Source organism: Actinoplanes sp. NPDC026619 (genome assembly GCF_040638295.1).
Lineage (GTDB): Bacteria > Actinomycetota > Actinomycetes > Mycobacteriales > Micromonosporaceae > Actinoplanes.
Map to the genome: position 1 here is coordinate 263,112 of NZ_JBEZYA010000015.1, position 26,038 is coordinate 289,149.

The window sequence follows — 26,038 nt, forward strand, 5'->3', positions numbered from 1 at the left end:
ACGCGTCCTGCCCGCCCTCGCGAGCGTTGGCATGAGGTGCGCAACGCAGTAGTGGAGACTCGGCCCCGATCGATGCCCCTCTCGGTCCTGCCACCCGCCCGGTTCCGGCCCGACATCGAAGGGCTCCGGGCGATCGCCGTCCTGCTGGTGGTGGCCGCCCACACCGGGCTGCCCGGGGTTCAGGGCGGCTTCGTCGGAGTGGACGTCTTCTTCGTCATCTCCGGCTTCCTGATCACCTCGCTGCTGTTGCGCGAGGCCGAGCGGACCGGCCGCATCTCGGTGCCCCGCTTCTATGCCCGGCGGGCGATGCGGCTGCTGCCGGCCGCAGCCGTGGTGCTGGTCGCGACGTTGATCGCGGCCCGGCTGCTCATGCCGCTGACCCGGCTCGGCGAGTTCGGCAAGGACGCGCTCGCCGCCACCGGCTACTTCGCCAACCTGCGGTTCGCCGCGATCGGCACCGACTACCTGCAGGCCGACCAGGCGCCGTCGCCGTTCCAGCACTTCTGGTCGCTCGCCGTCGAGGAGCAGTTCTACCTGGTCTGGCCGCTGCTCATCCTGGCCGGCGCGCATCTGTGGCGACGCCGCCGCCCGCTCGCGGCGGTCCTCGCCGTCCTGTCGGTGACCTCCTTCGTGCTGAGCATCACCGAGACCGCCCGCTCGGCGCCCTGGGCCTACTTCGGACCGCACACCCGGGCCTGGGAGCTGGGCGCGGGCGCGCTGCTGGCGCTGGGCATCCGGCGGGTCCCGAAGAGCGCCCTGCTGGGCTGGGCCGGGCTCGGGGCGATCCTCCTTGCCGCGGTGCTGTTCGACGATTCCACGGCGTACCCAAGCTGGCGTGCTCTTCTCCCGGTGGCCGGCGCCGTCGCCCTGCTTGCCGCCGGTGACAAAGCCCAAGGCGTCGGGTGGCTGCTCGGCCTCCGGCCGATGCAGGCGATCGGCCGGCTCTCCTACAGCTGGTACCTGTGGCACTGGCCGGTGCTGATGATGTTCCCGGCCGCGAGGACGTGGCAGAAACTGCTGCTCGCGGTGGGTGCGCTCGGCTTGGCCTGGCTCACCTACCGGTTCGTGGAGAACCCGCTGCGGCACCGCCGCCGGCCGGCGTTGCGGTCGCTGAGCGTGGGCGCCGCTTTTTCGGCGGCGGTCGCGGCCACCGCGGTGCTGCTCGTGCTGCTGCCGCACGGCGTGGAATCCGCCGGGCGCCGCGCCGACCTGCGCCACACTCTCGCCACCGCGAAGGACCCGGCCGCCGAGCTGGCCCGCGCGATCGAGGCGAGCCGGGCGATGGGCGCGCTGCCCGCCAACCTGCTGCCGAAGCTCACGAAGGCCGCCCGGGACCGGCCCCGGGTCTGGGACAACGGCTGCCACGCCGACACTCCGGTCACCGTCGCGCCGACCGGCTGCGTCTTCGGCGACCTCAACGGCGCCGAGACGGTGGTGCTGTTCGGCGACTCGCACGCGGCGCAGTGGTTCCCCGCCATGGAGGCGCTCGCGACGCAGCGGCACTGGCGCCTCGTGGAGCTCACCAAGACCTCGTGCACCGCCGCCGACCTGCCGGTCTGGCACGACACCCTGAAGCGTGCCTACACCGAGTGCCAGGCCTTCCACGCCTCGGCGCTGGACCGGATCGCGCGGCTGCGCCCGTCGCTCGTGGTGATCGGGTCCAGCTTCAACTACCGGCCGGCCCAGCCCGCCGCGGACGTCGCCGGGCAGTGGCGGGCGGCCTGGGACCGCACGTTCGGCGCGCTCGAGGCGACCGGCGCCCGGGTGGCGGCGATCGCCGACACCCCGTACATGGGCGGTCCGGTTCCGGAATGCCTCGCCGAACCGGCCAACGCCGGACACGCCGGCAAGTGCACCCGCAGCCTGCGATCGGCGCTGCGCGGCCCGGAGCAGCGACAGGTGTTCCTGGCGTACGCCGGACGGCCGCGCACCACGGTGATCAATCCGATCACCTGGTTCTGCACCGACGCCTGCCCGCCGGTGGTCGGCAACCTGCTGGTCTACCGCGACTCGAACCACATGACCACGACGTACTCCGCCGCCCTGGCCCCACTGCTCGGGGCCCGGCTACCCGTTCTAGCGGAGTAGGTCGGCCAGGGTCGGCGGCTGGGCCCGGTCCACGATGATGGTCCGGGCCGTGTCGTGGTCGCGGTACAGCCGGGTCAGGCGCTGGGAGAGCACGTCGTCCCAGGGCCGGTCCGGGCGGTGCTTCTCCCAGGTCGCCCGGTCCGGCAGGTACTCCAGCAGCACGCCCAGGTCACGCAGCAGCGCGAAGGACGGGCAGTCGGTCACCACCACCGGGCGATGGTCCGGGCTGACCAGCAGTCGCTGCTGCAGGGTCAGCACGAACTCGCGCACCGCCACGATGTCCAGGCCGATCGCCACGTAGAGGTGGACCGGCGGGCGCTGAGCGGCGGCGGGCGCCCGGCGGACCGGCGCGCTCCCGGCCCGGTGCCGGCCACGCATCCGGCGCACCACCGCCCGCGCGATCCGGGGCACTGTGTGCAGCGGATCCTTGGCCAGCGAGACCAGGCCGTACCCCAGCCGGTAGGACTCGCTGTGCCGCAGCCGCTCCAGGCGGCGGCGTTCGCGGTCGCGCTCGCGGCGCATCTCCTCGGAGCTGGCCTGCTCCTCGGCCAGCTTCACCTCGAGCGAACGCAGGCGGCCGGCCATCGCGGCCAGCTCCCAGCGGGCCCGCTCCGAGGCGTCCAGCACGGCCACCCGGCCGACCGGGATCTTCACGCGTTCCGTCACGCCATCCTCCACGTGTTCTCGGGCAGGCCGCTGAGCCAGGCGGCGGCCGCGGCACCGCCACCGGCGCTTCCCAGCTCGCGGCAACGATTGGCGAGCCCGGCCCGCACCTCCGGCCGGACCGCCTGGTCCAGCGCCTGCTCCAGCTCGGCCGAGGACGGGTCCTCGACGGTCAGCGCCACTCCGGTGGCGGCCGCGAACCGGGCCCGGCCGAGCTGGTCGTCGAGCCGGGTCGAGGTGTTCGGCAGGAACACGGTGGGGACCGCGAACCCGATCTGCTCGTGGAACGAGTTGTAGCCGGCCGCGCTCACCGTGAGGTCGAACGCCCGCAGGTAGCGGCTCACCGGATAGATCTTGATGACCTTGGCGCCGGGCACCTTCGGCATCGGCCGGGTGGCGATCGTCGACTCGGCCAGCACCAGCTGGAAGCCGTGACCGGACAGGTGCGCGCAGATCCGTGCGATCGGCGACGCGATGTCGTTGATGTTCCCGGCGCCGAGCTGCAGCAGCGCCGCCGGCCGGCCGTCGAGATCCAGCTCCGTGCGGGCCGCCTCCCGGTCGAGCAGCTCGCGCTCGTCGAGGAACGTGATCGGGCCGACCTGGTGCACGTTGGCCCGGTCGGCGACGGTCGGCCCGGCGTCGGCCGGCGATGCGAACTCGCCCGGCTCCAGCACGTGGTCGAAGACCTTGCCCTCGGTGATCCAGTCGGCGCCGACGCCGCGCTGCCACATGGCCCGGCGCACCCACACCCAAACGATCTCCGGGTGGTCGCGGACCGCCTCGACGATGCCGGGGTGTGGGAGGCAGTCGACCGCCACGATGCTCGGCTCATGCAGCTCGATCAGGTGGGCGAGCCGGGCGCGCAGAACCGCGGTCCAGCGGGGCTGGGCGGCGTCGAGCACCTTCCGGGACGGGATGTACTCGGTGAGGAAGCCCTCCTGGTGGGCGACGCTCGCGGCGTACGACTGGGTGGCGATCACCGTCTCCATGCCGGCCGGCAGACGGCGGGCGATGGCCATCAGGCGGGACAGGTGTCCCATCCCGGCGCCGTTGTCGCTGACCATGAGGACGCGCCGTTTACTGCCCCCGACAGGCTTCTGGTCCGCTTTGGGCGGGGTCAGCTTCGACCGGAGCCCGAACTCGGCCAGCCTCGCCAGGTGCGACTGGTGGCCGTACCGGCGCTCGGCGAACTCCCGCGCCCGGCTGACCACCTCGCGGTAGCGGGCCGGATCCGCATAGAGCTCGGCGACCAGGCGCTGCACGTCGGCCGGCGTGCCGTAGAGCGCGGCCTCGGCGAACGTCGGCCGGAAGTGCTCCCCGATGATCACCGGGACGCCGCTGGCCATCGCCTCGAGGATGGTCCGGCCGAACGCCTCGACCAGGTCGGGGTCGTGGAAGTAGACGAAGAAGTCGATAGTGCGCAGGAACTCCTCGGGCGCTTCGGCCCCGAAGCGAACCACGTCCCAGTTGTCCGGTTTCTGGCCGAGCCGCTGCACCGCGATCTCGCCGCCGCCCAGCACCCGCACCCGCACGTCGTCGCGCTCGGGATAGGCCTGCCGGATCTCCTCCGGGTCGAGCGGCCACTTCACCGGGTCGCCGCGGCCGTGCCGGCCGATCACCGGCACGTCGCCGACGAAGCCGTCCCGATCGCGCCACCAGTGCGCCACGTCGATGATCTCGTGCCAGTCGGCCGGCGCCAGCACCGCGTCCGGGGCGACCCGGCGCACCAGGTCGCGCACCTGCGAGCTGATCGGGGCCCATTCGACGTCGTCGCCGAAATAGCGGTGCACACGGTCGCGAACGGCCGCGAAGTCGTAGTAGCGGGACGGGTTGCCCACATCGCCGGGCGCCTGGTTGATCACCATGACCGTGCGCTCGGCCCGGATCTCCGGCGGCACGGCCAGATCCTCGGTGAAGATGCGGGGCTGGCGCACCAGCAGCAGCTTGCAGGAGACCGGCTCGCCGTCGCGGGCCAGCGTGGCCACGCCGTCGCGGAGCAGCTCGCTGATGCGCGGGCTGAACGGCAGCGCGCGCGGCTGGTGCGGTGACGGCACGTGCACGAGAACGGTGGAGAGGGCGGCCTCGGCCTGCGCCTGCACCTCGGCGGCGATGCTGGCCGAGGTGCCGCCGGGATAACGGAAGTCCGACAGGATCGCCACGTCAAAGGCGGTCTCGGGCACTGTGGTGATCTCCCTCAGTCGGCACAGCATGGTCCCTTACAACTAACGGCAAACAGGTACGCACCGTGACGGCAACCGGCCGATGGCAGCCAACCGAGCGGCAACTCAAGGGCCACGGCAAGGCAACCGCCGGGGCTTCATCGGGCCTGAAGCGTCGCCGAACTATGTCGGTGAACCCGGCGGTAGCAGCCGGGCCCACACGGCGAAAGGCAGTTCAACTCGATGCGTACCATCACCAAGCGTCTGGCCCTGATCGCGATGATCCCCGCCACCCTGCTCGGCATGGTTCTGCTCTTCGCCGCACCGGCCCAGGCCGCCCCGACCAGCGTGGTCAACCTGCAGAACGGCATCAACACCCTGATCAACCAGCAGCGCGCGGCGCACGGCTGCAAGGCGCTCACCGTCGACGGCCACCTGCTGACCGCGGCCCGTGCGCACAGCGCCTACATGGCCACCACCGGCTCGTTCAGCCACACCGGCCGGGGCAACTCGACCTTCGACTACCGCATCAAGACCGCGGGCTACTCGAAGCCGTCCGCTGAGAACATCGCCTACGGCTACCGCAGCGCCGCCGAGGTCGTCAAGGGCTGGATGAACAGCCCGGGCCACCGCGCCAACATCCTCAACTGCGCGTCGACCCGGGTCGGCGTGGGCGCGGTCTACGCCGCCAACGGCACCCCGTACTACACCCAGGACTTCGGTTACTGAGCCGTCTGACAGTCACTGCGCCGGCGTCAACTGACGAACGATCCGGCGGTACGACAACACGGCGTGCCGTCCGCGGGCCTCACCTTCCTCCTGGGTGAGGCCCTCGATCGTTTCCACCCACTTACGGAGCGCCTCCGCCTCGTCCTGCCGGTGGGCGTCGTCGAAGACCACGGTGGCGTTGTCGGCCAGCCGGTCCTCGAGCACCCGCATGGCCGGGTAACGAGCGTCCTTGCCGGTCTTCTCCGGCGGCCCGTCGATCAGCAGCAGGTCGACACCGCGCAGGTCGGCCACGGCCGTGGTGTCGTAGTAGGGGAACGTGCGGCCGTCCAGGACGACCGGGCGCAGCGGCGCGTCGCGAACCTCGGCCACCTCGGTGAGCCCGTGCGCGGCCAGCGCGATCCGGGTCTTCTCGGCGTAACCGGGGTCGTGGTCGAGCGACACGAGCCGGCCGCCCGCCTTCTCCAACGCGTACGCGATCCACACCGTCGAGGTGCCGCTGCCCAGTTCCAGCACCAGCTTCGGCCGGCGCACCTGGATCAGGTGCAGGAGATCGAGCAGGTCGGTGGGGTTGAGCGCGAAGCCACCCGAGGACGGCATCGGCGCCCGCGGCGTGAACCCCTGGAACAGTTGGACGAGCGCCTCCACCTCGCCGGTCTGCGCGCGCAGGAGCCGGTCGGTGCCGTTCGCGGCCGCCTTCTGTGCGGCGGCGTTGAGCTCGGTCAGCTCCCGGTGCCGGTCGCCCGCGGTGAGCAGTAACTGCTCGACCGCGCCGAGCACCCGGCGTTGCGTCTGGTCGAGCACGGCCCGCTGTTCGCGGTAGGCCCGGCGCTGCTCGCGGCCGAACACGGCCAGCCGGTGCAGCACCAGCACCAGCCCGGCGGCCAGGCAGGCCAGCACCACGCCGAGCACGGCCAGCGCGAGGCCGACGTGACCGGTGAGCGAGCTGCCGCCGATCGCGGTGCCGAGGACGATCGCGGCGGCCAGCAGAACGGCCTGCGTAGGGGTGATCTTCCGGAGTCTCTCCATCATTTGCCTCCCCGGGCAATCGGAGCGTGCGGGCAGAACTGGACCCCGGCCTTCTGCTGCGCCGCGACGTCGAACGACTGGTCGAAGCGGTACCGCGAGAACGGCGCGTCGGCGAACATCGCGAAGAACTCGGCGCGTAGCTCGCAGCGCCGCGCCTGTCCACCGGGAGTCGGATCGAAGTCGGCCATGGCCTGGGCGAGCCGGTTGTCGAGCCGGGCGGCCGGGGCGGCCATCACGGCGTCCCGGAAGCTCTTGTTCACGGTGGCCGAGACGGTGGCGCCGGCCGCGAACAGCAGCACCAGCCCGGCGATCAGCGCCCGGCGGCCCGGCCGGATCAGATGACCGAGGGCGACGAGCAGCAGCGCGCCGGCCGGCATGGTGATGGCCGAGTCGCGCCAGCCCATCCCCCAGTCACCGTGCGCGGCGACCCGCTGGATCTCCCCGTTGAGCGCGCCCATGGTCGCGCCGAGCAGCACCGCGGTGGCCGCGACCAGCACCAGCGCCGCCCCGGCCGGCCGGTCCACGACGGACATCCGGCCCAGGTCGCGGAGCGCGAAGACGGCCAGGGCCAGCAGCACGGCGCCGGCCACGACGAGCACGATGCTCGACGTTCGCCCGCCGGCGGCGTCGCCCCACATCAGCGGCGGGAACCAGCCGAGCGCCCGGCTCGGCAGGGCCGCGAACACCTCGGGGCCGGCCGACACGTCCGAGCCGCTGTAGCAGGCCCGGACCGAGCAGTAGTGGTTGATGACCGCCCGGACGGCCAGGAAGACCGGAAGAAAACCGAGCCAGAGCAGGCCGAGTACGCGCATGGGCGCGGCCAGCCAGAATTTGCGGCCGGTCAGTTCGAGCACCCACCGGCCGCGCGCCAGCACGGTCACGGTGGCCAGCGGGAGGGCGAGGTAGGCGACCTCGTTGAACGAGGCGAGCGCGGCGCCCGCCACGATCAGCGGCAGGATCCACCACCACCGGATCGGGCGTTGCGAGTGGATCCGGCACAGCATCGCCGGGACGGCCAGGACCAGGGCGGCCGAGCTGAGGTACAGGCCGGCGAACAGCACCACCGGGCTGGCCCGGCCGGCCGCGACCAGGCCGCCGGCCACCGCGAACGGCACGACCGCGGCCAGCGTGGACGGCGCCCGCCGGAACATCCGGCCGCGGGCCACGATGCTCTCCGCCAGCAGCATCGCCACCACGCCGAGCAGCGCCGCGGCGGCGAACGACACCAGCCGGAACGCGATGTTGGCCGGGATCCCCACGACGTCGCCGAGGACGTACGCGATCAGGTCGAGCAGCTTCTCGAGCATCCGCCCGAGCGGCCGGAAGTTGCCCATCCGCAGATAACTCGGCATCGAGTCGAGCGTGTGCGGGACGATCCGCAACGGGTCGTCCCGGAACAGGCCGCCGTGCCAGTAGATGTTGAATCGGTGGTCGGCGGTCGGCGCCATCGCCAGCAGCGGCGCCAGCACGACCAGCGGCGCGAAGGCCGCTCGCAGAAGGGCCCGCCGCCAGAGCGCGCCGACGGGCGGCCCCTCGACGACGAAACGCATCGCGACCTTGGGGGCCTCGGCTTCGAGCACGGACGCGGTCACGAAGTGGCCAACGAAATCACGATCGGCTCAGTAACGCGACGGTTCGAGCAGGCGGGCCAGCGTGAGTGGGTCACGCGGGTCGACCACGACCGTGCGGGCCGCCCGGTGGTCGCGGCACAGCTGCGCGACCCGGCCGGCCAGCAGGGCCTCCCACTCGCCGGTCTGGTGCCGGGACCAGGTGACCGGGTCGGGCAGGTACTCCAGTACCACGCCGGGCATCTGCAGGCCGCGCAGCGCGGGCTGGTCGGTGACCACGACCGGCAGGTGATCGCCGTCCACCTGGATGCGCTGCCGCAGCGCGCGGACCAGGTCGTGCGAGGCGTCCCGGTCGAGCCCGACGGCCACGTAGACGCGGGCCGGCATCGGACCGGGCGCGGGCTTGCTCCGAGTTGCGGTCACCGGCCGCCGGCGCATCAGCCGCCGGCTCGTCCGCATCGGATCGCGGGCGAGGTCGACGAGGGTCTTGCCGACCCGATAGGAGCGGCTGCGCCGCAGCTCGAGCATCAGATCCTGGGCGCGCTGCCGGTCGCGGACCGCTTCGTCCAGCTCCGCCTCGACGCAGCGCAGGCGGCCGGTCAGCGCGGCCACCTCCCACCGGGCCAGCGACAGATCGTCAGTGTCGGGCACGATTCACCTCCCGGCAGTGGCCGGCGAGCCAGACTGCCGCGTCGTTGGCGCCGTTGCCGAAGGACAGCTCGGCGCAGCGGCGGCGGATTGCCTGCCGCACCGCCGGATCGGCGAGTTTCTCCAGTTCGGTTGCGGCCGACTCGTCGTCGGTGGCGTACCGCGCCACCCCGGCCGCGGCCGCGAACCGGGCGCGGGCCAGCTCGTCGTCGGTCGCGTCCGGGTCGGGCACGAAGACGGTCGGCACGCCGGCGCCGAGCAGCTCGTGGAAGTTGGTGTAGTCGGCCCGGGACACCGCCACCGCGACCTCGCCCAGTTCAACGGCGGTGGCCTCGGCGGCCTCGACGGCTTCGATCGGGCGGAAGCCGGGCAGGGACGCCTGCACACCCCGGCAGAGCAGCGTGTCGTCGTCGCGGCGAGCATGCCGGTCAGGTCGGCGGTCGGGCCGGTCAGTGATCGGTGCCACGGTGGAAACCCCGGCCCGGGCGGTGGTGGTCCAGCCCTCGTCGCCGGCCGCGGCGAACTCGCCCGGTTCCAGGATGCCGGCGAAGGCCGCGCCGCGCCCGGCCCAGTGGCCGCCGGTGCCGCGCCGCCACATCGCCGGGCGTAGCCACAGCCAGCGTGGCAGCGGGTTCTCCTCGATCGCGGCGAGGACGCCGTCGTGCGGCAGGCCGCCGACCAGCACCGCGCGCGGCTGGTAGAGCTCGACGAGATGACCGAGCCGGGCACGGACGAATCCGTCCCAGCGGGCCGCCGGCGCACCCAGCTCGGCCGCGTCGGGCAGGTATTCGGTGAGCAGCCCGGCCGCGTGTGCGTCGGCCAACCCGGCCGAGCCGGCCACCACGACCGCCTCGAGGCCGGCCGGAAGCCGGCGGGCGATCGCCCGGAAGCGGGCCACGTCGTCGCCGACCAGCAGCACCCGCCGATCCGGCCGGGACGGGCGCACCGGCGGGTGGGTGAGGCGCCGGCGGGCGCGGGGCATGATGCCGAGCGAGGCGAGCCGGGCGATGTGCGAGGCGCTGCCGAACTGCTCGGTGACGTATTGGCGGGCCCGCTCGACCTGGGCCTCGTACGCGGGCCGGTCGGCATGGAGCCGGCGGACCAGATCCCGTACGCCGGCCGGGTCGGTGTAGAGGGCAGCATCGCCGAAGATGCCGCGGAAGTGCGGGCCGACGATGACCGGCACCCCGCTGGCCATCGCCTCGAGGATGGTGCGGCCGAACGCCTCCTTCCAGTCCGGGTCGTGGAAATAGACGAAGAAGTCGAGCCCGGCCAGGAAGTCGCGTGGCGATTCCGCGCCGAACTCGATGACGTCCCAGTTGCCCGGGAGACGGCCGAGACGGCGTACACCTATCTCGCCGCCGCCGAGAATCCGGACCTTGACCTCCGCCGAGTCCGGGTAAGCCTGCAGCAGCTCACCCGGATCGCGCGGCCACTTCACCTCGTCCGGCCGGCCGTGCCGGCCGATGACCGGCACCGGGCCGGGCTCGCGGTCTTCCGCGGCCCAGTCCGAGACGTCGATGATCTCGTGCCAGTCGGTGTCCGGCAGCGTCGTCCGCGGCGCCACCCGATGCACGTTGTCGCGCACCTGCCCACTGATCGGCGCCCAGACGACGCCGTCGCCGAACAGCCGCTCGATCCGCTCCCGGACGTCGTCGAAGACGTAGTAGCGCTCGTCCTGGCGCTCGTCGCCGGGCGGCTGGTTGAGCACCACGATGGTGTGCCCGGCGCGCACCTTCGGCACGACCGCGGGCTCCGAGGTGAAGATGCGGGGCTGGCGGATGAGCAGCACCCGGGCGGTCACTTCGGATCCGTCGTCGTGCGCCAGGTCGGCGAGGCCGTCACGCAGGCACGCGACGATCCGGGACTGGAACGGGCGGGCGTGCCGCAGATGCGGGGACGGCACGTGGATGAGCACCGTGGACAGCCCGGCTGCGGCCTGCGCGCGGACCTCGGCGACGATGCTCGCCGAATTGCCCCCCGGGTATCGCAGGTCGGACAGGATGGCGACGTCGTACAAGGTCACGGTCGGTCAAACGACGGGAACTAAGTGGGCGATACGGACAATTCACCTTGCGCCGTGGTTCGTTAAGAACTCCGAGGAGTACGCCGCCGCGAGGAGATTGCTGATGACATCCGGACCGGATCCGCTGGCCGTTGCGGCCCTGCAGGCCCGCTCGGTGGCCGCTCGCGGGCCGCTCGCCCGCGCGGCCGGGGCAGCCTCGGCCGAGGCGGTGATCGCGGGCGAGGCCACCGAGCCGTGGCTGGCCGGCGAGCTGGCCCGGGTGCTGGCTCTGCAGGACCTGCGCCCGGACGACCAGGCCGGGGCGCTCGCCATCCTGGCCCGGTTGCGCCGGGCCGGCGTCATCGCGCCCGAGCATCAGGGACTGCACGTCCAGCTCGCCTACGTGGCCGGCGACCGCTCCCTGGCCATCTCGCTGCTCGACGAGTACCCCGACGTCGCCGACCCGATCCGCGCGGCGGTCGGACTCGACCTGGCCAATCCCTTTGCCGGGGGCAGCGGCGCAGACTGGGCGGCTGGCTTCGCGGAGCTGACGCCACACCCCGGCATCCGGGTCGGCGACGGCCCCGGCGACGCGTTCGACCGCCTGACCAGCGGCGCCGCCCAGCGCCTCGGCCACCCCGCGCGCATCACCACCATCGTCACCACCTGGCGGCCCGACCAGGCGCTGCTCACCGCCGTCCGCTCGCTGGTCGCCCAGACCTGGACCAACCACGAGATCCTGGTCGTCGACGACGGTTCGCCGCCGGAGTTCGACGCGGTGCTGCGGGCCGCCGCCGCCCTCGACCCGCGGGTCCGGGTGATCCGGATAGTGACCAACGGCGGCACCTACGTGGCCCGCAACGCCGGCCTCGACGCCGCCACCGGCGACTTCGCGACGTTCCAGGACTCGGACGACTGGTCGCACCCGCTGCGGCTGGAGAAGCAGGTCGCTCCGCTGCTCGCCGACGACGCCGTCTTCTCGACCACGTCGACCGGCATGCGGGTCACCCCCGACCTGGTGCTGACCCGGCCCGGCGTCGAGCAGACCCGGTCGTACAACCTCTCGTCCTTGATGTTTCGCCGGCAGATCGCGCTGGACCGGGTCGGCTACCTCGACGCGGTCCGCAAGGGCGCCGACGCCGAGTACGTCGAACGCGCCCGCGCCGTCTTCGGCCGGTCCGCCACCCAGCACCTCGGCGGACCACCGCTGGCCCTGATCCGGCTGAGCACCGGCTCGCTGTCCAGCGCCGACTACCGGGTCGGCTGGATGCACCCGGCCCGCCGTTCCTATCTCTCCGCGTTCCAGGCCTGGCATCGGCGGATCATGGCCGGGACCGCGGCGCCACGGGAGCCGCGCGCGTTCGCGGCCCCGCGCCGGATCCGCGGCGTGACCGGCGCCCGCGCCTACGACGTGCTGCTGGCCGGCGACTGGACCACCGACGGCGGCGCCGGAGCCGCCGGGATCGGGCAGCTGCGGGCGCTGGACAAGCGCGGCCTGCGCGCGGCCCTGTTGCACCTGGACGAACTGGCCAACCTGCGCAGCGGCCCGCACAACCTGGACCCGGCCGTGCAGGAACTGATCAATTCCGGCGACATCACCCAGGTGGAGCTGACCGACGACGTACGCACGCGGCTCGTGGTGGCCCGCTCGGCCCGGGTGCTGCAGCACGCCCCCGACCTGGCCAGCGGCATCCGCGCCCAGCGCGTGGTGATCGAGTCGGCGGCGATCTCCCGGTCGGCCGCGGCCGCGGCCCGCCGGCTGTTCGGCCGCCGCCCGCTGTGGGCACCGGCCGGCCCGGACGGCCGGCGGCACCTCACCGCCGCCCTCGCCGAGGATCCGCTGGCCGTGGGCGCCCCCGGCGACCTGCTCACCGCCGTCGACCTGCCCGGAACTGTGGACGTCGGGCACTGGCGGCTGGACCGGCGCGGCCCGCGTGGCGACCGGCCGGTGGTCGGCCGCCGCTGCCGGGGCGGCCGGGCCGAATGGCGGCGGCTGCGCGACGAGCTGCCCGACTCGAGCCGGGTCGACCTGCGGCTGCTCGACGACGACGGCTCGGCCGGGCGGTCGTTCGGCCGGTTCGGCGCCCCGCGCGCCTGGCTGGTCTACGGCCGGGAGGAGGTCACCCTGCGCAACTTCCTCTACCAGGTCGACTTCTACCTGCACCTGCCCCGACCGGAGGTGCCGGCCGATCCGGACCCGGACGTGCTCGCCGCGCTCGCGGCCGGCTGCGTGGTGCTGCTCCCCTACCGGTATGCCGCCACGTTCGGCGACGCGGCCGTCTACTGCGAGCCCGAGGAGGTGCCGGAGACGGTCCGGGCTCTGCACGAGAACCGGCCGGCGCTGCACGCCCAAGCCGCAAAAGGGCCCGATTTCGTACGCCGGAACCACGGTCACGAGCTCTACGCCGAGCGCGCTGCCCTGTTGGCAACCCAAGGGCACCCGAGCCGAAGTTAAAGCGGGCCCCCGGCCAACCGATTCTTGGGGTTGTAAGTCACCAAGAACGGCCGGTTCCCCGACCGGCTGTCGCGGGAGATTCCCCTGCCTCCCGCGACCCGCGACCCCGCCGTCCCCCGCGGCGGGGTCGCGTTTACTTTGCGACCGTGGCGGGCGTCGACGGCTGGGCGAGCGTGGTCCACCGCCCCGCGAAGCGGCGCTGCTCGGTGAGGCCGAAGACGCCCTGCCGCGGCGCGATCCGACCAGGCACCTCGTCCACGACCACGGCGCCGCCGTCGGCGAGCCGCCGGCCCAGCACGTGCAGGGCGGGCGCCACCGCCTCGGCGCCGGGCGCGGCCGTGCCGTCCACCACGAGCAGGTCGATGTCGGCGAGGCCGGCCAGCGCGTCGACGTCGTACCAGTCGACGGCGCGCCCCTCCACGGTCAGCTCGGTCGACGCCGCGTGCCGCACCTCGACCCGGTCGAGTCCGTGCTCGCGCAGCATCAAGCGGGTGTCGTCGGCCCGCTTCTTGTCGTGATCGACCGCGACCAGCCGCCCGCCGGTGGCCTCCAGTCCGTAGCCGAGCCAGACCGTCGCCGGCCCGCCGCCCAGCACCACGGTCAGCCCCGGCTGCCGACCGGCCGCGATGGTGAGCAGCCCGAGCAGGTCGGTGGGGTTGAGCCCGCCACCGGCCGGCATCGGCGCCCGCGGCTTGACCTGCTGGAACAGCTGGAACAGCGCCTCGATCTCCTGGTTCTGCTCGCGCAGCAGCAGCTCGGCGCCGCGGCCGGTGAGCCGCTCGTTGCGCGCGAGTGCCTCGGTCAGCTCCTGGTGCCGGTCGCCGGCGGCGAGGCGTTCCTTCTCCACCGAGGCGATCACCCGGCGCTGCAACTGCTCGACGACCACCCGCAGGTCGCGGACCGCGTCCTGGGTGGCGCGGTTGACCCCGCCGATCCGCCGGGACAGGTGGACCACGCCGGCCGTCATCGCCACCACCAGCAGGGCGAGCAGGCCGGTAGCGAGCGCGGCCCGGCCGGCCGCCGCCGCGACGGCCACGCCGACCCCGACCGCCGCCATCACGGCAAGCCCCGCGACTTGCCGGGACGAGAGCCCTAGCAGCGCCTTGACCAGCCTTTTCAGTTTCGCTATCACTCGTCCAGCCACCGCGCCGCCACCCCGCCTGCTTACCCGAATCCGACTAAATGGTCACCATCGGTAACGCGTCCGTCGTGGCGGCCGTTACGGGAGAAAGCTCCATGATCCGCTCGACGAACAGGGCCGGATCGCAGACTCGGGCGACCACCTCGCGGGCCCGGCGGCTCTGCTCGGCGTACAGCGCGGGATCGGCTCGGTAGCGGTCGATCAGCGGGCCGATCTCGGACCGGCCGCAATAGACGGCCGCATCGCCGTACAGGCCCGCATAGCGCTCCGGCATCACCACCACGCAGCCCATCGCGGCCGCTTCGAGGGCCGGGCGCGAATACCACTCGGCGCTCTCCGGCGGCGGGAAGTGCAGATAGAAGTCGAGCTGGTGAAGGAACGGCCGCGGGCCGAGATCGGCGGCCTCGTAGCCGAGCCACGTGCGCGGCAGCAGCGCCATCGGCCCGGGATCGGCCTGCCCGGAGTTGGCCTGCCCGGAGTTGGCCGGCCCGAAGTTGGCCGACCCGGACTTGGCCGGCTCGGTGCGGGGGCGGTCGGGCAGCCGGACCCGTACGTCGACCTCGGGCAGGCGGCGGCAGGCGGCCAGGGTGGCCTCGAGGTCGGGCGGCCACGCGGCGGCATCGCACAGGTCGGTGCCGGCGATCGCCGGGCCGCCCGCCGAGACGCCCACGCGATCCGCCACCCAGCCGGGCGCGGCGAGCACGGTGGGGAGGTCACGGTCGGCGAGGGTCACGCCCTCCTGCGTACGCAATGCGGCGCGTACCCCGGCGTCCTGCGGAACCCAGACCGGGTCGGCGCCGAAGAGTCGCCGCGCCGCGGCGGCGCAGGTCGCCGGAACATAGCGATGGTCGGCGCCGTCGGCCCGAATCGGCGCCCGGTCGGCCACGACGACCACCCGCTGCCCGGCGACCCGGCTGGCCACGCCGTCGGTGAACTGCAGCACCGCGGCCTGCCGCACCAGCACCAGCGCGGCGTCGACCCGCTCGCTCGGCGCGACCCGGTCCACCACACCGGAGTTGATCAGGTCCTGGACCGGCGCGCAGATCGGCTGACGCTTGAGATACACCGCGCGGGCCGACTCGAGGTGCAGCAACGCCACCCGCAGCCCGGCCGCCCGCAGCGCGCCGATCTCGTCGATCGCGGTCCGCTGCGCGCTCTCCAGGAACCGCCAGTCGGCCACCATGAGCACGTCGTACTCGGCGGCCCGCTCCGGATCGGCGCCGAGCAGGTGCCCGGGCGCCGCGAACGGCCGGTTCGAGCCGTCCGCGGGCCGCACCGGCGACGCGACCCCGGCCACGATCAGCTGGTGGTAACGCAGGTAGGCCGAGCTGTACGCGGTCCGCGCCGGATGCATCCAGTGCGGCTTGATCTCAGAACGGGACAGCGAGCCGGTCGACAGCCGGATCAGCGCCAGCGGCAGCGAGTCGAGGTGCCGCACCCGGCGCTGGCCGAACACGGCCTGGATGCGGCCGATGTATTCGCTGTCCGCGGCCTTGCGCACCCGGTCGAAATAGCCGACCCGGGACAGCACGGCGTTGCGGCGAATCATCAGCGACGACGGGTTGAACCGGCCGCTGCGCACGCCCGGCCGGGTGAGCAGCATCTGATCGGTGACGGCCAGCCCGTCCGAGGTGGTGGCGACCAGCCGGCGATCCGCCAGCATCGGCGCGACCTGCAGCTCCAGCCGGCGCGGATGGGACCAGTCGTCGGAGTCCTGGAACGCGGCGAACTCCCCGCCGGCCGCGTCCAGCCCGGCGTTGCGGGCCGCGTAGGTGCCGGCGTTGACGCTCAGCTTGACCAGCCGGATCCGCTCGCCGAGCGCGGTCGCCGCCCGCAGCACGTCGTCGTACTCCGGCGGCGACGCGTCGTCGACGATGATGATCTCGACGTTGGCCCAGCTCTGCGCGAGGATCGAGCGGACCGCGGTGAGCAGCCCGCGATCCGGGCGGAACGCGGTGACCACCACCGACACCCGGTGCGGGGTCTCGACCCGCTCGGCCGCCGGCGAGGCCAGCCGGTCGAACGGCACGCCGTCGCCCGCCCCCACCACCGGCCCGGGCGCGGGCACCAGCGCCTGGAAGCCGCGCAGCCACGGCTCGGCCGGCCGGTCCGCCACGAACGGGTTCTTCAGGTCCAGGCGCAGCGACTCGCGGGTGTGCGCGGTCATCCGCCGATAGTCGCCGAGCAGCCGTTTCGCCGCTTCCGGGCCGTGGAAGGCGAGCGCCATCTGAGCGTGCAGGGCCTGGTTGGCCGGGGACAGCGCCCGTGGACCGTACGCCCGCCGCACCAGGTCGTAGAGCGCGAGCGCATCCTCCCGGTCCCCCGGCAGCAGCTCCTGCAGGGCGATGATCTGGGCCACCGCGGCCAGCAGCCCGGGATCGGTCTTCCGGCGACGGCGGCGCAGCCAGCGCCGGTCGCCACGCCGGGCAGCCGCGAGCAGTTCGTCGAGCGTGTTCGCCTCGCCCGGCTTGCCCTTGCCTTCGCCCAGCTTGCCCTTGCCTTCGCCCAGCGCAGCCCGCGCCATCAGCTGCCGGGCGTCAAGGGAACGGTTGCGGGACGCGGTGGCGGTCAGCGCCAGCCGGAGCCGCGGGCCGATCGCCCGGACGTGATCATCGAGCAGGCCGAATGGCTGCGGGTGTTGCATGCCTCGACCAACGCCTCTGCGGCCGGTGGGTGACGCCGGGTCGATCAGACGGCGGCCAGCACCGCTGCCTGCACCCGGTCCCGCTCGGCCTGCTCGGCCCACGGGCCGACCAGGTAGAACGCGTCCACCACGTCACCTCCGAGGGTGGAGATGCGGGCCGCCCGCACGGTCGCGCCGGCCTCGTCGAGCGCCGTTGCCACCCGGTAGAGCAGCCCGGCCGAGTCGGCCGCCCGCAGTTCCAGCACGGCCGCGTCGGTGGCCACGTCGCGTTGCCACACCACGCGCGGCTCGGCGGTGCCACCCCGGGCGCTCATCGCCCGGGCCCGCACCCGCTGGGTGACCGACACGTCGCCGGCCGCGACCCGGCGCAGATCGGCGGCGAGCGCCACCGGGTCGTACGGCGAGCCGTAGCGCGGCTGGGTGAAGAACTCGACGATCGCCCGGCCGTCGACCGTGGACGCGTTCGCCCCGACCACGTCGAGCCGGTGCATGGCCAGGCAGGCCGCGACCGCGCCGAGCAGGCCACGCCGGTCGGCGGCGGCCACCGCGACCCGGTCGCCGTCCAGATGCACGGCCGGCAGGTCGCCCTCGAGCAGCTCCGGGTCGGGCGCCGGCGGTTCGGGCAGCTCGCCGGTGTCCAGCGCGGTGTGCACCCGGCGAACCAGCTCGGCCATCAGCCGGCCCTTCCAGTCCGACCAGGCGGCCGGGCCGGTGGCGTGCGCATCGGCGCGGGCCAGCGCGTGCAGCAGGTCGAGGGTGGCGGTGTCGCCGACCTTCTCGGCCACGGTGGAGATGGTCAGCGGGTCGCTCAGGTCACGGCGGGTGGCCACCTCCGGCAGCAGCAGGTGCAGCCGGACCAGCTTCTCGATGGTGGCCACGTCGGCCGGCGGCAGGCCGATCCGGGTGGCGATGTCGGCGGCGATCGGCGCGCCCACGATGCTGTGGTCGCCCAGCAGACCCTTGCCGACGTCGTGCAGGAACGCGCCGATCAGCAGCAGGTCGGGGCGGTCCACCTCGCGGGCGTACGCGGTGGCCTCGTAAGCCGCCTGCACCAGGTGCCGGTCCAGGGTGAAGCGGTGCACCGGGTGGTGCTGCGGCAGGCTGCGCATCCGGGCCCACTCGGGCAGCCACGCGTCGATCAGGCCGTACCGGTCGCTGGTCTCCCAGGTGGGCAGCAGGCCGGGGCCGGAGCCGAGCAGCGAGACCAGGGCGGCGCGGGCGGCGGCCGGCCACGGGGTGGGCAGCGGCGGGCAGAACGCGGCAAGCCACTCGCTGGTGGCGCGGGCGATCGGCAGCCGCACGGTGGCCGCCGCGGCGGCCACCCGCAGCGAGAGACTGGGGTCCGGGACCGGCCCGATGGCGGTACGGGCGAGCACCAGCTCGCCGTCCTGCTCGACCACGTCCCGGGCGACCGGACGGCGGGTCGGCGGCCCACTGGTCTGACCGCGGCGGCGAACCCGGAGCCGGTCGGCGGCCCGCCAGGCATCGTCGACGGCGTGCGCAATCGTGCGGGCGTCCCCGGCGACCCGGCGCAGCAGCGCGTCGCCGTCCTCGAGTTCGAGCAGTTCGGCCACGGTGCCGCGCTCCTGGGCCACCAGGCGGTCGACCCGGCGGCCGACGGCGAGGTGCAGGGCGTCTCGGGTGTCCAGCAGCCGCAGGCCGGCGGCACGCACCGCGGGCCGCATGGTGTCGGCCACCCCGGCCCGGCCGATACCACGCAGAATGGTCACGTCGCGCAGGCCACCGGCCGCCTCCTTGAGGTCGCCCTCGAGCAGGAAGGCGAGCTCGCCGTGGCTGGCCCAGCGGCTGGTGGTGATTTCCTTGAGCTGCGGCATGAGGCGTACGGCGGTGCGCCGCCACTGGTCGCCGGCGGCCGCGATGAGCTCGCCGGACAGGGCCGCGTCGCCGGCCACGTGCCGGGCGTCGAGCAGGCCGAGGGCGACCTTGACGTCATCGTGCGCGACCGACAGCGCCTCCGGCAAGGTGCGCACGGAGTGGTCGAGGCCGAGCCGGGCGTCCCAGATCGGGTACCACAGGGCCGAGGCGATCCGGTCGATCCCGGCGGTGCCGTTGTGCAGCAGCACCAGGTCTAGGTCGCTGTAGGGGGCGCAGTCACGCCGGCCGAGGCCGCCGACCGCGAGCAGGCTCACCCCGGGCAGATGGCCGGGGAAGATCTCGGTCAACCACGCATCGAGCGCCGCCGCCCGGTCGAGCCGGGCAGCGGCGCCGATGTGTTCACGCAATTTTTCGAGCGAGCCGCCGAGAGGCACGGTTGGCGCGGCCGGCGGCTCGCTCACGTTGTTCATCCTTAGAGCGCGTCGAGACCGCGCTCGCCGGTCCGGACCCGGACGACCTCTTCCACGCCGGTCACCCAGACCTTCCCGTCACCGATCTTGCCGGTCCGTGCCGCGGTGACGACGGCGTCGACGATCTTCTCGACGTCGATCTCGTCGGTAACCACCTCGACCTTGATCTTCGGCAGGAACTCCACCGTGTACTCGGCGCCCCGGTACACCTCGGTGTGGCCCTTCTGCCGTCCGTAGCCCTGTACCTCGCTCACGGTCAAACCGGCCACGCCCAGTGCGTGCAGCGCTTCCTTCACCGCGTCGAGCTGGTACGGCTTGATGACCGCGGTCACCAGCTTCATGCTCAGTCCCTCTTTCGGAGCAGTCATACGGGAATCTAACCGGCAACCTTCTGGCTGACATCAGCCTTACCGTCCGCGTCGACACCGGGCTTGAGGCCCGCCATCGCGAACGCGCCGCCACCGCCCGAGCCGCCGGCCGGGGTGAAGTCGTACGCGCTCTCACCGTGGTCGGCGATGTCGATGCCACCGATCTCGGCGTCCTCGCTGACCCGGAAGACCTTGACGGCCTTGAGGATGAGCGCGAGCACCAGCGCGACCACGAAGGAGTAGACCGTGACCGAGAGGCTACCGATGAACTGCCGTCCGAGCTGCTCCGCACCGCCACCGTAGAACAGGCCGTTCTTGGCACCGAGCACATCGGTGATCGCGCCGTTGACCTGGGTGGTGGCGAAGAAGCCGATGGACAGCGAGCCGATCCATCCGCCGACGAAGTGAACGCCGACGACGTCGAGCGAGTCGTCGTAGCCCAGCTTGTACTTCAGGCCGACCGCCAGCGCGCAGACCGCACCGGCGATGAAGCCGATCAGGGCCGCCGGCAGCGGGGCGACGAAGCCGCAGGCCGGGGTGATGGCGACCAGGCCGGCCACCGCACCGGAGGACGCACCGACCATGGTCGGCTTGCCGTCCCGGAACCACTCGATGACGAGCCAGCCCATCAGGGCCGCCGCGGTAGCGAGCTGGGTGTTCACGAAGGCGATCGCGGTGGTGCCGTCGACGGTCAGCTCGGAGCCGGCGTTGAAGCCGAACCATCCGAACCACAGCAGACCGGCGCCGAGCGCGACGAACGGCACGTTGTGCGGGCGCATGTTCTCCCGCGGCCAGCCGACCCGCTTACCGAGCACCAGACAGACGGCCAGGGCCGCCGCACCGGCGTTGATGTGAACCGCCGTACCACCCGCGAAGTCGAGCGCGTGCAGCTTGGCGCCGATCCAGCCGCCGCCCCAGACCCAGTGCGCGACCGGGACGTAGACGATGGTGAACCAGCCGAGGGCGAAGAGCACCCAGCCGCCGAACTTGAGGCGGTCGGAAAGGGAACCGCTGATCAGGGCGACCGTGATGACGGCGAACATCATCTGGAACACCATGAAGACGTACGTCGGGATGCCGGTGGTGCCCCAGATCTCGGATGTCCAGGTGGTCCCGGAGCCGAAGTACTGGGAGAAGCTCCCGAGGAACTTGTTGGCGCCGTCGCTGTCGTTGGTCCCGAACGCCAGCGTGAAGCCGTAGATGGCCCATAGGACGGAGATGAGCCCGATACAGGCAAAGCTCATCATCATCATGTTCAGCATGCCCTTGGACCGGTTGAGGCCACCGTAGAACAGAGCCAGACCCGGGGTCATGAGCAAAACGAGCGCAGACGACAGGAGCAACCAGGCGGTATTGCCAGTGTCGATATCCACGCTGCCTCCTCTCGGAATTTTTGAGGTGTCCTCACACACGACCCACGCGGCGGCGTCGCCAGTCGGCCGGTTCAGCGCAGAGCGTTCCGGTCTGCTGTTTCACGCACGGTCTACGCGCGATTTCCGGCACATGACGGGTTGTTTCGTACGTGTGAAGAAACTCTCACAGCCCCGTCGGCGAAACCCCGTGAACTGGGACAATACTCGCGGAATTTCGACATCGGTCTAGCCGACAGATTGTCAACAACCGATCAACGAAGGGCGTATTCGAGGGTGTGGCGCTCGTAATCGAGCAGCCGCAGATCCCGCATCGGGCGCCGCAGATGGCCCTTGTGCACGATCCGCACGAACGCCGGATCACCGGCCGCGGCCATCCGCCGGATGCCCTCGACGTGATCGACGATCCGCTTCCGGATGGTGCGGACGAGACGGTGGCGGTCGCGCGGGATCAACCCGTACGCATCCGCGAAAAGCCTCAGCCGGCGCGGCCGGTTCGGCCGCTTCCATCCCAGAGTGTACGAATCCCGGTCGCTGAACAACGGCACCCAGGTCCAGGCCGCGTACGCCACGTCGTAGATCCGTGCGCCCGGCGAGGCCAGGTCGAAGTCGATCAGGGCGAGCGTGCCGTCCGGCCGCCAGACCACGTTGTGCGGCGCGGCGTCGTGGTGGCAGATGACCTCGGTGTCCGGCGGGGGCGGCCCGAACGAGCGCCACACCGCACCCGGCGGCGGCACGAAACCGTACTGCGCGTCGTGGAACATGCGCAGCATGGTCGCGACCGTGACCAGCGCTTCCTCGGTCACCCAGTGCGGGGCCAGCGGGTATTCGCCGCACTCGCCGTCGAGGTAGGAAAGGACCTCACGGCCCTTCTCGTCGACCCCGAGGGCGTGCGGCGAGCCGGTGAAGCCCACCCGCTCCAGGTGGTTGAGCAGCGCATGCACGGACGGCGTCCACGGGCCGGTGTTGCGCCGCACGGTGTCGCCGATGCGCGAGACCGTGCTGACGTTGCCGCCGTGGAGCGGAATCTCCCGCACCGGCTCCTGCGTCACCCACGGCCTCCCTCTGTCACTGACACTCCGAGACTAACCGTCGGAGCCAAGCAGCGCTTCGACGAACGCGGCCGGCTCGAACGGGGCCAGATCATCCGGGCCCTCGCCCAGACCGACCAGCTTCACCGGAATGCCCAGCTTGCGCTGCACGGCGATGACGATGCCGCCCTTCGCGGTGCCGTCGAGCTTGGTGAGCACGACGCCGGTCACATCCACCACTTCGGTGAACACGCGCGCCTGCTCGAGACCGTTCTGCCCGGTGGTCGCGTCCAGGATGAGCAGCGTCTCGTCGACCGGGCCGTGCTTCTCCACGACTCGCTTGACCTTGCCGAGCTCGTCCATGAGGCCGACCTTGTTCTGCAACCGGCCGGCCGTGTCGATCAGCACCGTGTCGATGCCGGTGTCGATGCCCCGCTTGACCGCGTCGAACGCCACGCTGGCCGGGTCGCCGCCCTCCGGGCCACGCACGGTCTCGGCGCCGACCCGCTCGCCCCAGGTGGCCAACTGTTCGGCGGCCGCAGCCCGGAACGTGTCGGCCGCGCCGAACAGCACGCTGCGCCCGTCGGCGATCAGCACCCGGCCGATCTTGCCGCAGGTGGTGGTCTTGCCGGCGCCGTTGACGCCGACCACCAGCACCACCGCCGGGCGGCCGTCGTGCGGGGTGGTCTTCAGCGAGCGGTCCATGTCCGGCTCGAGCGCCGCGGTCAGCTCCTCGGCCAACTGGGTGCGCACCTCGGCGACCGTGCGGGTGCCGAGCACCCGGACCCGCTCCCGCAGCCGCTCGACCAGCGCCTGGGTGGCCTCGACGCCGACGTCCGCGGTGATCAGGCTGTCCTCGATCTCCTCCCAGGCGTCCTCGTCCAGGTGATCACGGGACAGGACGCTGAGCAGCCCCCGGCCGAACGCGTTCTGCGAGCGCGCCAGCCGGGCGCGCAGCCGCACGAGGCGGCCGGCGGTCGGCTCCGGCTGCTCCAGCTCCGCCGGTGCCGGCGCCTGCTCCTCTTCCTCTTCCTCTTCGGCAACGATCAGCGGCGGCAGGCCCTCGTCGGCCTCGGCCGGCACGATCAGCGGCGGCGGCTCTTCCTCGGTCGGCCGCTCGAGGGTCGTGGTCCCGCCACCCGCCTGCGGCGGCAGCTCGCGGCGGCGCATCCGCGGCACCATCAGGCCGACCGCACCGGCGACCAGGACGACGAGCAGGATGACTGCGGCGACCACGTATTCCATGGCTGAAATCCTGACAGATGAGCCGTCGGCGTGTGGCGTCGGAGGTGCCTTGCCAGTATCTCGGACGTGCGATGGCGGCATCTCGGAGGTGCAGTGGCGACATCCGGCACCTCTGACGGAGGATGGGACGCCCCCGAACCCTGCGTGGAAGGCTCTCCCCATGCGCCGCACCCTGGCGGTCCAGTGACCGCTCACCTGCTCATCGGCCCCGTCCTGCGGCGCGTGGTCGGCGACCGCGCCACCATCTGGGTGGAAACCACGGAGCCGGCCACCGTGCGGGTCGAGGCGGAAGGCGGCGGCGCCGGCTCGGCGAACACCTTTGCGGCGTACGGGCATCATTACGCGCTCGTCATCGTCGAGGGCCTGACGCCGGGCGCGGCCAGTTCGTACCGCGTCTTCCTGGACGACCGTGCGGTCTGGCCGGCGGCCGATTCGACGTACCCCCCGTCGGTCATCCGGACCCGCCCGGCGCAGGACGACGACGTACCCGTCCGCCTGATCTTCGGATCCTGTCGCGAAGCGACTCCGCACTCCACCGCCCGCCACCTGCCGCCGGACGCGCTCGATTCCTACTCCCGGCGCCTGATGGGCGACCCGCAGAACCCCGACCTGCGCCCCGACCTGATCGTGCTGCTCGGCGACCAGGTGTACGCGGACAACACGTCGGACAAGGTGAAACGCTTCCTGCGGCGCCGCCGGGCGGCCGGCCACCAGGGTCCGGACGACCAGGTGGTGACGTTCGACGAGTACACGAAGCTCTACCTGGAGTCGTGGCGCGACCCGGAGATCCGCTGGCTGCTCTCCACCGTCCCGAGCGTGATGATCTTCGACGACCACGAGCTGATCGACGACTGGAACACCTCGGAATCGTGGCGGCAGGACATGGCCGCGACGTCGTGGTGGATCGAGCGGATCGCCGGCGGTCTCGCCTCCTACTGGGTCTACCAGCACCTGGGCAACCTCTCCCCGGATTCGCTGGCCGCCGACGAGCTCTACCAGAAGGTGCTCGGGGCCGGGGACGCGACGGTTCTGCTGCACGACTTCGGCCGCTCCGTCGACAGTGCGGCGTCCACCGAATCTGGCGGCCGCTACCAGTGGTCGTTCGCCCTCGACCTCGGCCGCACCCGCCTGGTGATGCTCGACAACCGCTGCAACCGGGTGCTGACGCCGGGTGCCCGCGAGATGCTGCCCGGCCACGAGTGGGCCTGGTTCATCGACCAGGCGCACGGCGACTACGACCACCTGGTCGTCGGCTCGTCGCTGCCGTGGCTGATGCCACCCGCGATCCACCACCTGGAGGCGTGGAACGAGCGCACCGCCGACTCCGGCAATCCGCGCGTGGCCGCGTACGCGGAGAAGATCCGCCGGGCCTTCGACCTCGAGCACTGGGCGGCCTTCAGCCGGTCCTTCGCGGCGCTGGGCGAGCTCTTCCGCCGGCTGGGCGAAGGCGGTGACGGCGCACCGACCCATCGGGTCGGCGCCGGCGGAGCGTACGCGGCTCCCGCCACGATCTCCGTCCTCTCCGGCGACGTGCACCACTCCTACGTGGCTCGGGCCGACTTCGGCGACGCCATGCGCACCCCGGTCATGCAGCTGACCTGCTCGCCGGTGCACAACCAGGTGCCCGCGTTCATGCGCCCGCTGATGCGTTTCAGCTGGTCCCGCGCCGCGGCCAAGGGCGTTCGCGGCCTGGCGCGCTCGGCCGGGGTCCGCCGGCCCAACTGGACCTGGAAGCGCCTGGCCGGCCCGTACTTCGGCAACGCGGTGAGCACCCTGCGCCTGACCGGCCGGACCGCCGAGGTCCGGGTGGAGGGCACCGAGAAGGGTGGCGACCTATTTACGGTCGCGGAGGTCGGCTACGGCCCGGACAATAACGCCGATGAATACCTGGACCGCGCCCGAGGCGCAGCGTGAGAGCGAGCCGTTCACCGGCCCCGAGCGGGCAATGTTGCAGGGCTGGCTCGACTGGCAGCGCCAGACCCTGCTGACCAAGTGCGCCGGCCTGACCGCTGCGCAGCTCCGGTCGGCCAGCGTCGAGCCCTCCAACCTGACCCTGCTCGGCCTGGTCCGGCACATGACCGAGGTGGAGCGCTCCTGGTTCGTGGTCCGCGCCGCCGGCCAGACGCCCGCCGACGACCTCTACAGCTCCGAGGCCAACATCGACGGCGACTTCGATGATGTGGCGGATGCCGATGCCGACGCCAACCTGGCGGCGTTCCGGGCCGAGCTCCCCGCCGCCGACAAGGCCGTGGCCGGCCTGCCTCTCGACCACGAGTTCACGCTCCGGGACAACCGGCTGAGCCTTCGCTGGGTCTACATCCACATGATCGAGGAGTACGCCCGCCACAACGGCCACGCCGACCTCCTCCGCGAGCGCATCGACGGCGTCACCGGCGACTGACCCGCCATGCGTCGTCGCTGCTTCATGCACCGCCGCGGGAAAGTGTCGTACGGGTGTGCCATTTAGCGGGTTGGTGTGGGTAGTTCTGTCGGGATTCCGCCGTGGCAGAGGTGGATCATTTCGATGAGGTTGTCGAGGTTGGCGTAGCCGTGGGCGCGGCGTTGGATGAGGCGGATGCCGGCGTTGATGGC

Annotated in this window: 18 protein-coding genes; 5 read left to right on the top strand and 13 right to left on the bottom strand. The window is 72.4% G+C overall.

Going from position 1 to position 26,038, the window contains the following annotated elements; translation table 11 throughout:
• Positions 1-72: 72 nt before the first annotated feature.
• Positions 73-2,088 (top strand): acyltransferase family protein, encoded by a 2,016-nt coding sequence (locus AB0E90_RS30415; protein ID WP_360413297.1) that lies wholly within the window; start codon positions 73-75, stop codon positions 2,086-2,088.
• On the opposite strand, the gene AB0E90_RS30420 is transcribed toward AB0E90_RS30415, so the two are convergent.
• Positions 2,077-2,754, bottom strand: coding sequence for a hypothetical protein (locus tag AB0E90_RS30420; RefSeq protein WP_360413300.1), 678 nt, complete (start codon positions 2,752-2,754; stop codon positions 2,077-2,079). The two genes, AB0E90_RS30415 and AB0E90_RS30420, sit on opposite strands and share 12 nt — an antisense overlap.
• A complete protein-coding gene (locus AB0E90_RS30425; protein ID WP_360413303.1) occupies positions 2,751-4,931 on the bottom strand; it encodes a glycosyltransferase in 2,181 nt (726 codons plus the stop codon). Before AB0E90_RS30425 ends, AB0E90_RS30420 begins: the two co-directional genes overlap by 4 nt.
• Before the next feature lie 222 nt (positions 4,932-5,153).
• Between AB0E90_RS30425 and AB0E90_RS30430 the strand changes: the two genes are divergently transcribed.
• Positions 5,154-5,639, top strand: coding sequence for a CAP domain-containing protein (locus AB0E90_RS30430; protein ID WP_360413306.1), 486 nt, complete (start codon positions 5,154-5,156; stop codon positions 5,637-5,639).
• A gap of 12 nt (positions 5,640-5,651) precedes the next feature.
• On the opposite strand, the gene AB0E90_RS30435 is transcribed toward AB0E90_RS30430, so the two are convergent.
• The 4 genes from AB0E90_RS30435 to AB0E90_RS30450 are packed head-to-tail and all read right to left on the bottom strand — an operon-like array spanning position 5,652 to position 10,907.
• Positions 5,652-6,668 (bottom strand): class I SAM-dependent methyltransferase, encoded by a 1,017-nt coding sequence (locus AB0E90_RS30435; protein WP_360413309.1) that lies wholly within the window; start codon positions 6,666-6,668, stop codon positions 5,652-5,654.
• Positions 6,665-8,257: a hypothetical protein gene (locus AB0E90_RS30440; protein ID WP_360413312.1), complete on the bottom strand. Its 1,593-nt coding sequence runs from the start codon at positions 8,255-8,257 to the stop codon at positions 6,665-6,667. Before AB0E90_RS30440 ends, AB0E90_RS30435 begins: the two co-directional genes overlap by 4 nt.
• Before the next feature lie 27 nt (positions 8,258-8,284).
• Complete coding sequence (locus AB0E90_RS30445) at positions 8,285-8,884, bottom strand: hypothetical protein (RefSeq protein WP_360413315.1); 600 nt, start codon at positions 8,882-8,884, stop codon at positions 8,285-8,287.
• Positions 8,871-10,907 carry a glycosyltransferase gene (locus tag AB0E90_RS30450; protein WP_360413318.1) on the bottom strand — a complete coding sequence of 679 codons (2,037 nt, stop codon included), beginning with the start codon at positions 10,905-10,907 and terminating at the stop codon, positions 8,871-8,873. Before AB0E90_RS30450 ends, AB0E90_RS30445 begins: the two co-directional genes overlap by 14 nt.
• A 103-nt stretch (positions 10,908-11,010) precedes the next feature.
• Between AB0E90_RS30450 and AB0E90_RS30455 the strand changes: the two genes are divergently transcribed.
• Complete coding sequence (locus tag AB0E90_RS30455; protein WP_360413321.1) at positions 11,011-13,341, top strand: glycosyltransferase family 2 protein; 2,331 nt, start codon at positions 11,011-11,013, stop codon at positions 13,339-13,341.
• Positions 13,342-13,474: 133 nt separating this feature from the next.
• Here AB0E90_RS30455 and AB0E90_RS30460 read toward each other — a convergent pair whose 3' ends face one another.
• The 7 genes from AB0E90_RS30460 to ftsY all read right to left on the bottom strand — a co-directional run bounded on the left by AB0E90_RS30460 (position 13,475) and on the right by ftsY (position 23,446).
• Positions 13,475-14,485 (bottom strand): class I SAM-dependent methyltransferase, encoded by a 1,011-nt coding sequence (locus AB0E90_RS30460; protein WP_360413324.1) that lies wholly within the window; start codon positions 14,483-14,485, stop codon positions 13,475-13,477.
• 34 nt (positions 14,486-14,519) lie between these two features.
• Positions 14,520-17,126, bottom strand: a complete 2,607-nt coding sequence (locus AB0E90_RS30465; RefSeq protein ID WP_360413327.1) for a glycosyltransferase family A protein — start codon at positions 17,124-17,126, stop codon at positions 14,520-14,522.
• A gap of 44 nt (positions 17,127-17,170) precedes the next feature.
• Complete coding sequence (locus tag AB0E90_RS30470) at positions 17,171-19,432, bottom strand: [protein-PII] uridylyltransferase (protein WP_360413330.1); 2,262 nt, start codon at positions 19,430-19,432, stop codon at positions 17,171-17,173.
• A 2-nt stretch (positions 19,433-19,434) separates the two neighbouring features.
• Complete coding sequence (locus tag AB0E90_RS30475; protein WP_360413333.1) at positions 19,435-19,773, bottom strand: P-II family nitrogen regulator; 339 nt, start codon at positions 19,771-19,773, stop codon at positions 19,435-19,437.
• A gap of 35 nt (positions 19,774-19,808) precedes the next feature.
• Positions 19,809-21,173 carry an ammonium transporter gene (locus tag AB0E90_RS30480; protein ID WP_360413336.1) on the bottom strand — a complete coding sequence of 455 codons (1,365 nt, stop codon included), beginning with the start codon at positions 21,171-21,173 and terminating at the stop codon, positions 19,809-19,811.
• 251 nt (positions 21,174-21,424) lie between these two features.
• Positions 21,425-22,222 (bottom strand): aminoglycoside phosphotransferase family protein, encoded by a 798-nt coding sequence (locus AB0E90_RS30485; RefSeq protein WP_360413339.1) that lies wholly within the window; start codon positions 22,220-22,222, stop codon positions 21,425-21,427.
• Positions 22,223-22,255: 33 nt separating this feature from the next.
• Complete coding sequence (gene ftsY, locus AB0E90_RS30490; RefSeq protein ID WP_360413342.1) at positions 22,256-23,446, bottom strand: signal recognition particle-docking protein FtsY; 1,191 nt, start codon at positions 23,444-23,446, stop codon at positions 22,256-22,258.
• A gap of 183 nt (positions 23,447-23,629) precedes the next feature.
• Between ftsY and AB0E90_RS30495 the strand changes: the two genes are divergently transcribed.
• Together AB0E90_RS30495 and AB0E90_RS30500 are read left to right on the top strand one after the other, a co-directional pair.
• Positions 23,630-25,360 carry an alkaline phosphatase D family protein gene (locus AB0E90_RS30495; protein ID WP_360413345.1) on the top strand — a complete coding sequence of 577 codons (1,731 nt, stop codon included), beginning with the start codon at positions 23,630-23,632 and terminating at the stop codon, positions 25,358-25,360.
• Complete coding sequence (locus AB0E90_RS30500) at positions 25,326-25,847, top strand: DinB family protein (protein WP_360413348.1); 522 nt, start codon at positions 25,326-25,328, stop codon at positions 25,845-25,847. The genes AB0E90_RS30495 and AB0E90_RS30500 overlap by 35 nt, the downstream gene beginning before the upstream one ends.
• The last annotated feature ends 191 nt before the right edge of the window (positions 25,848-26,038 follow it).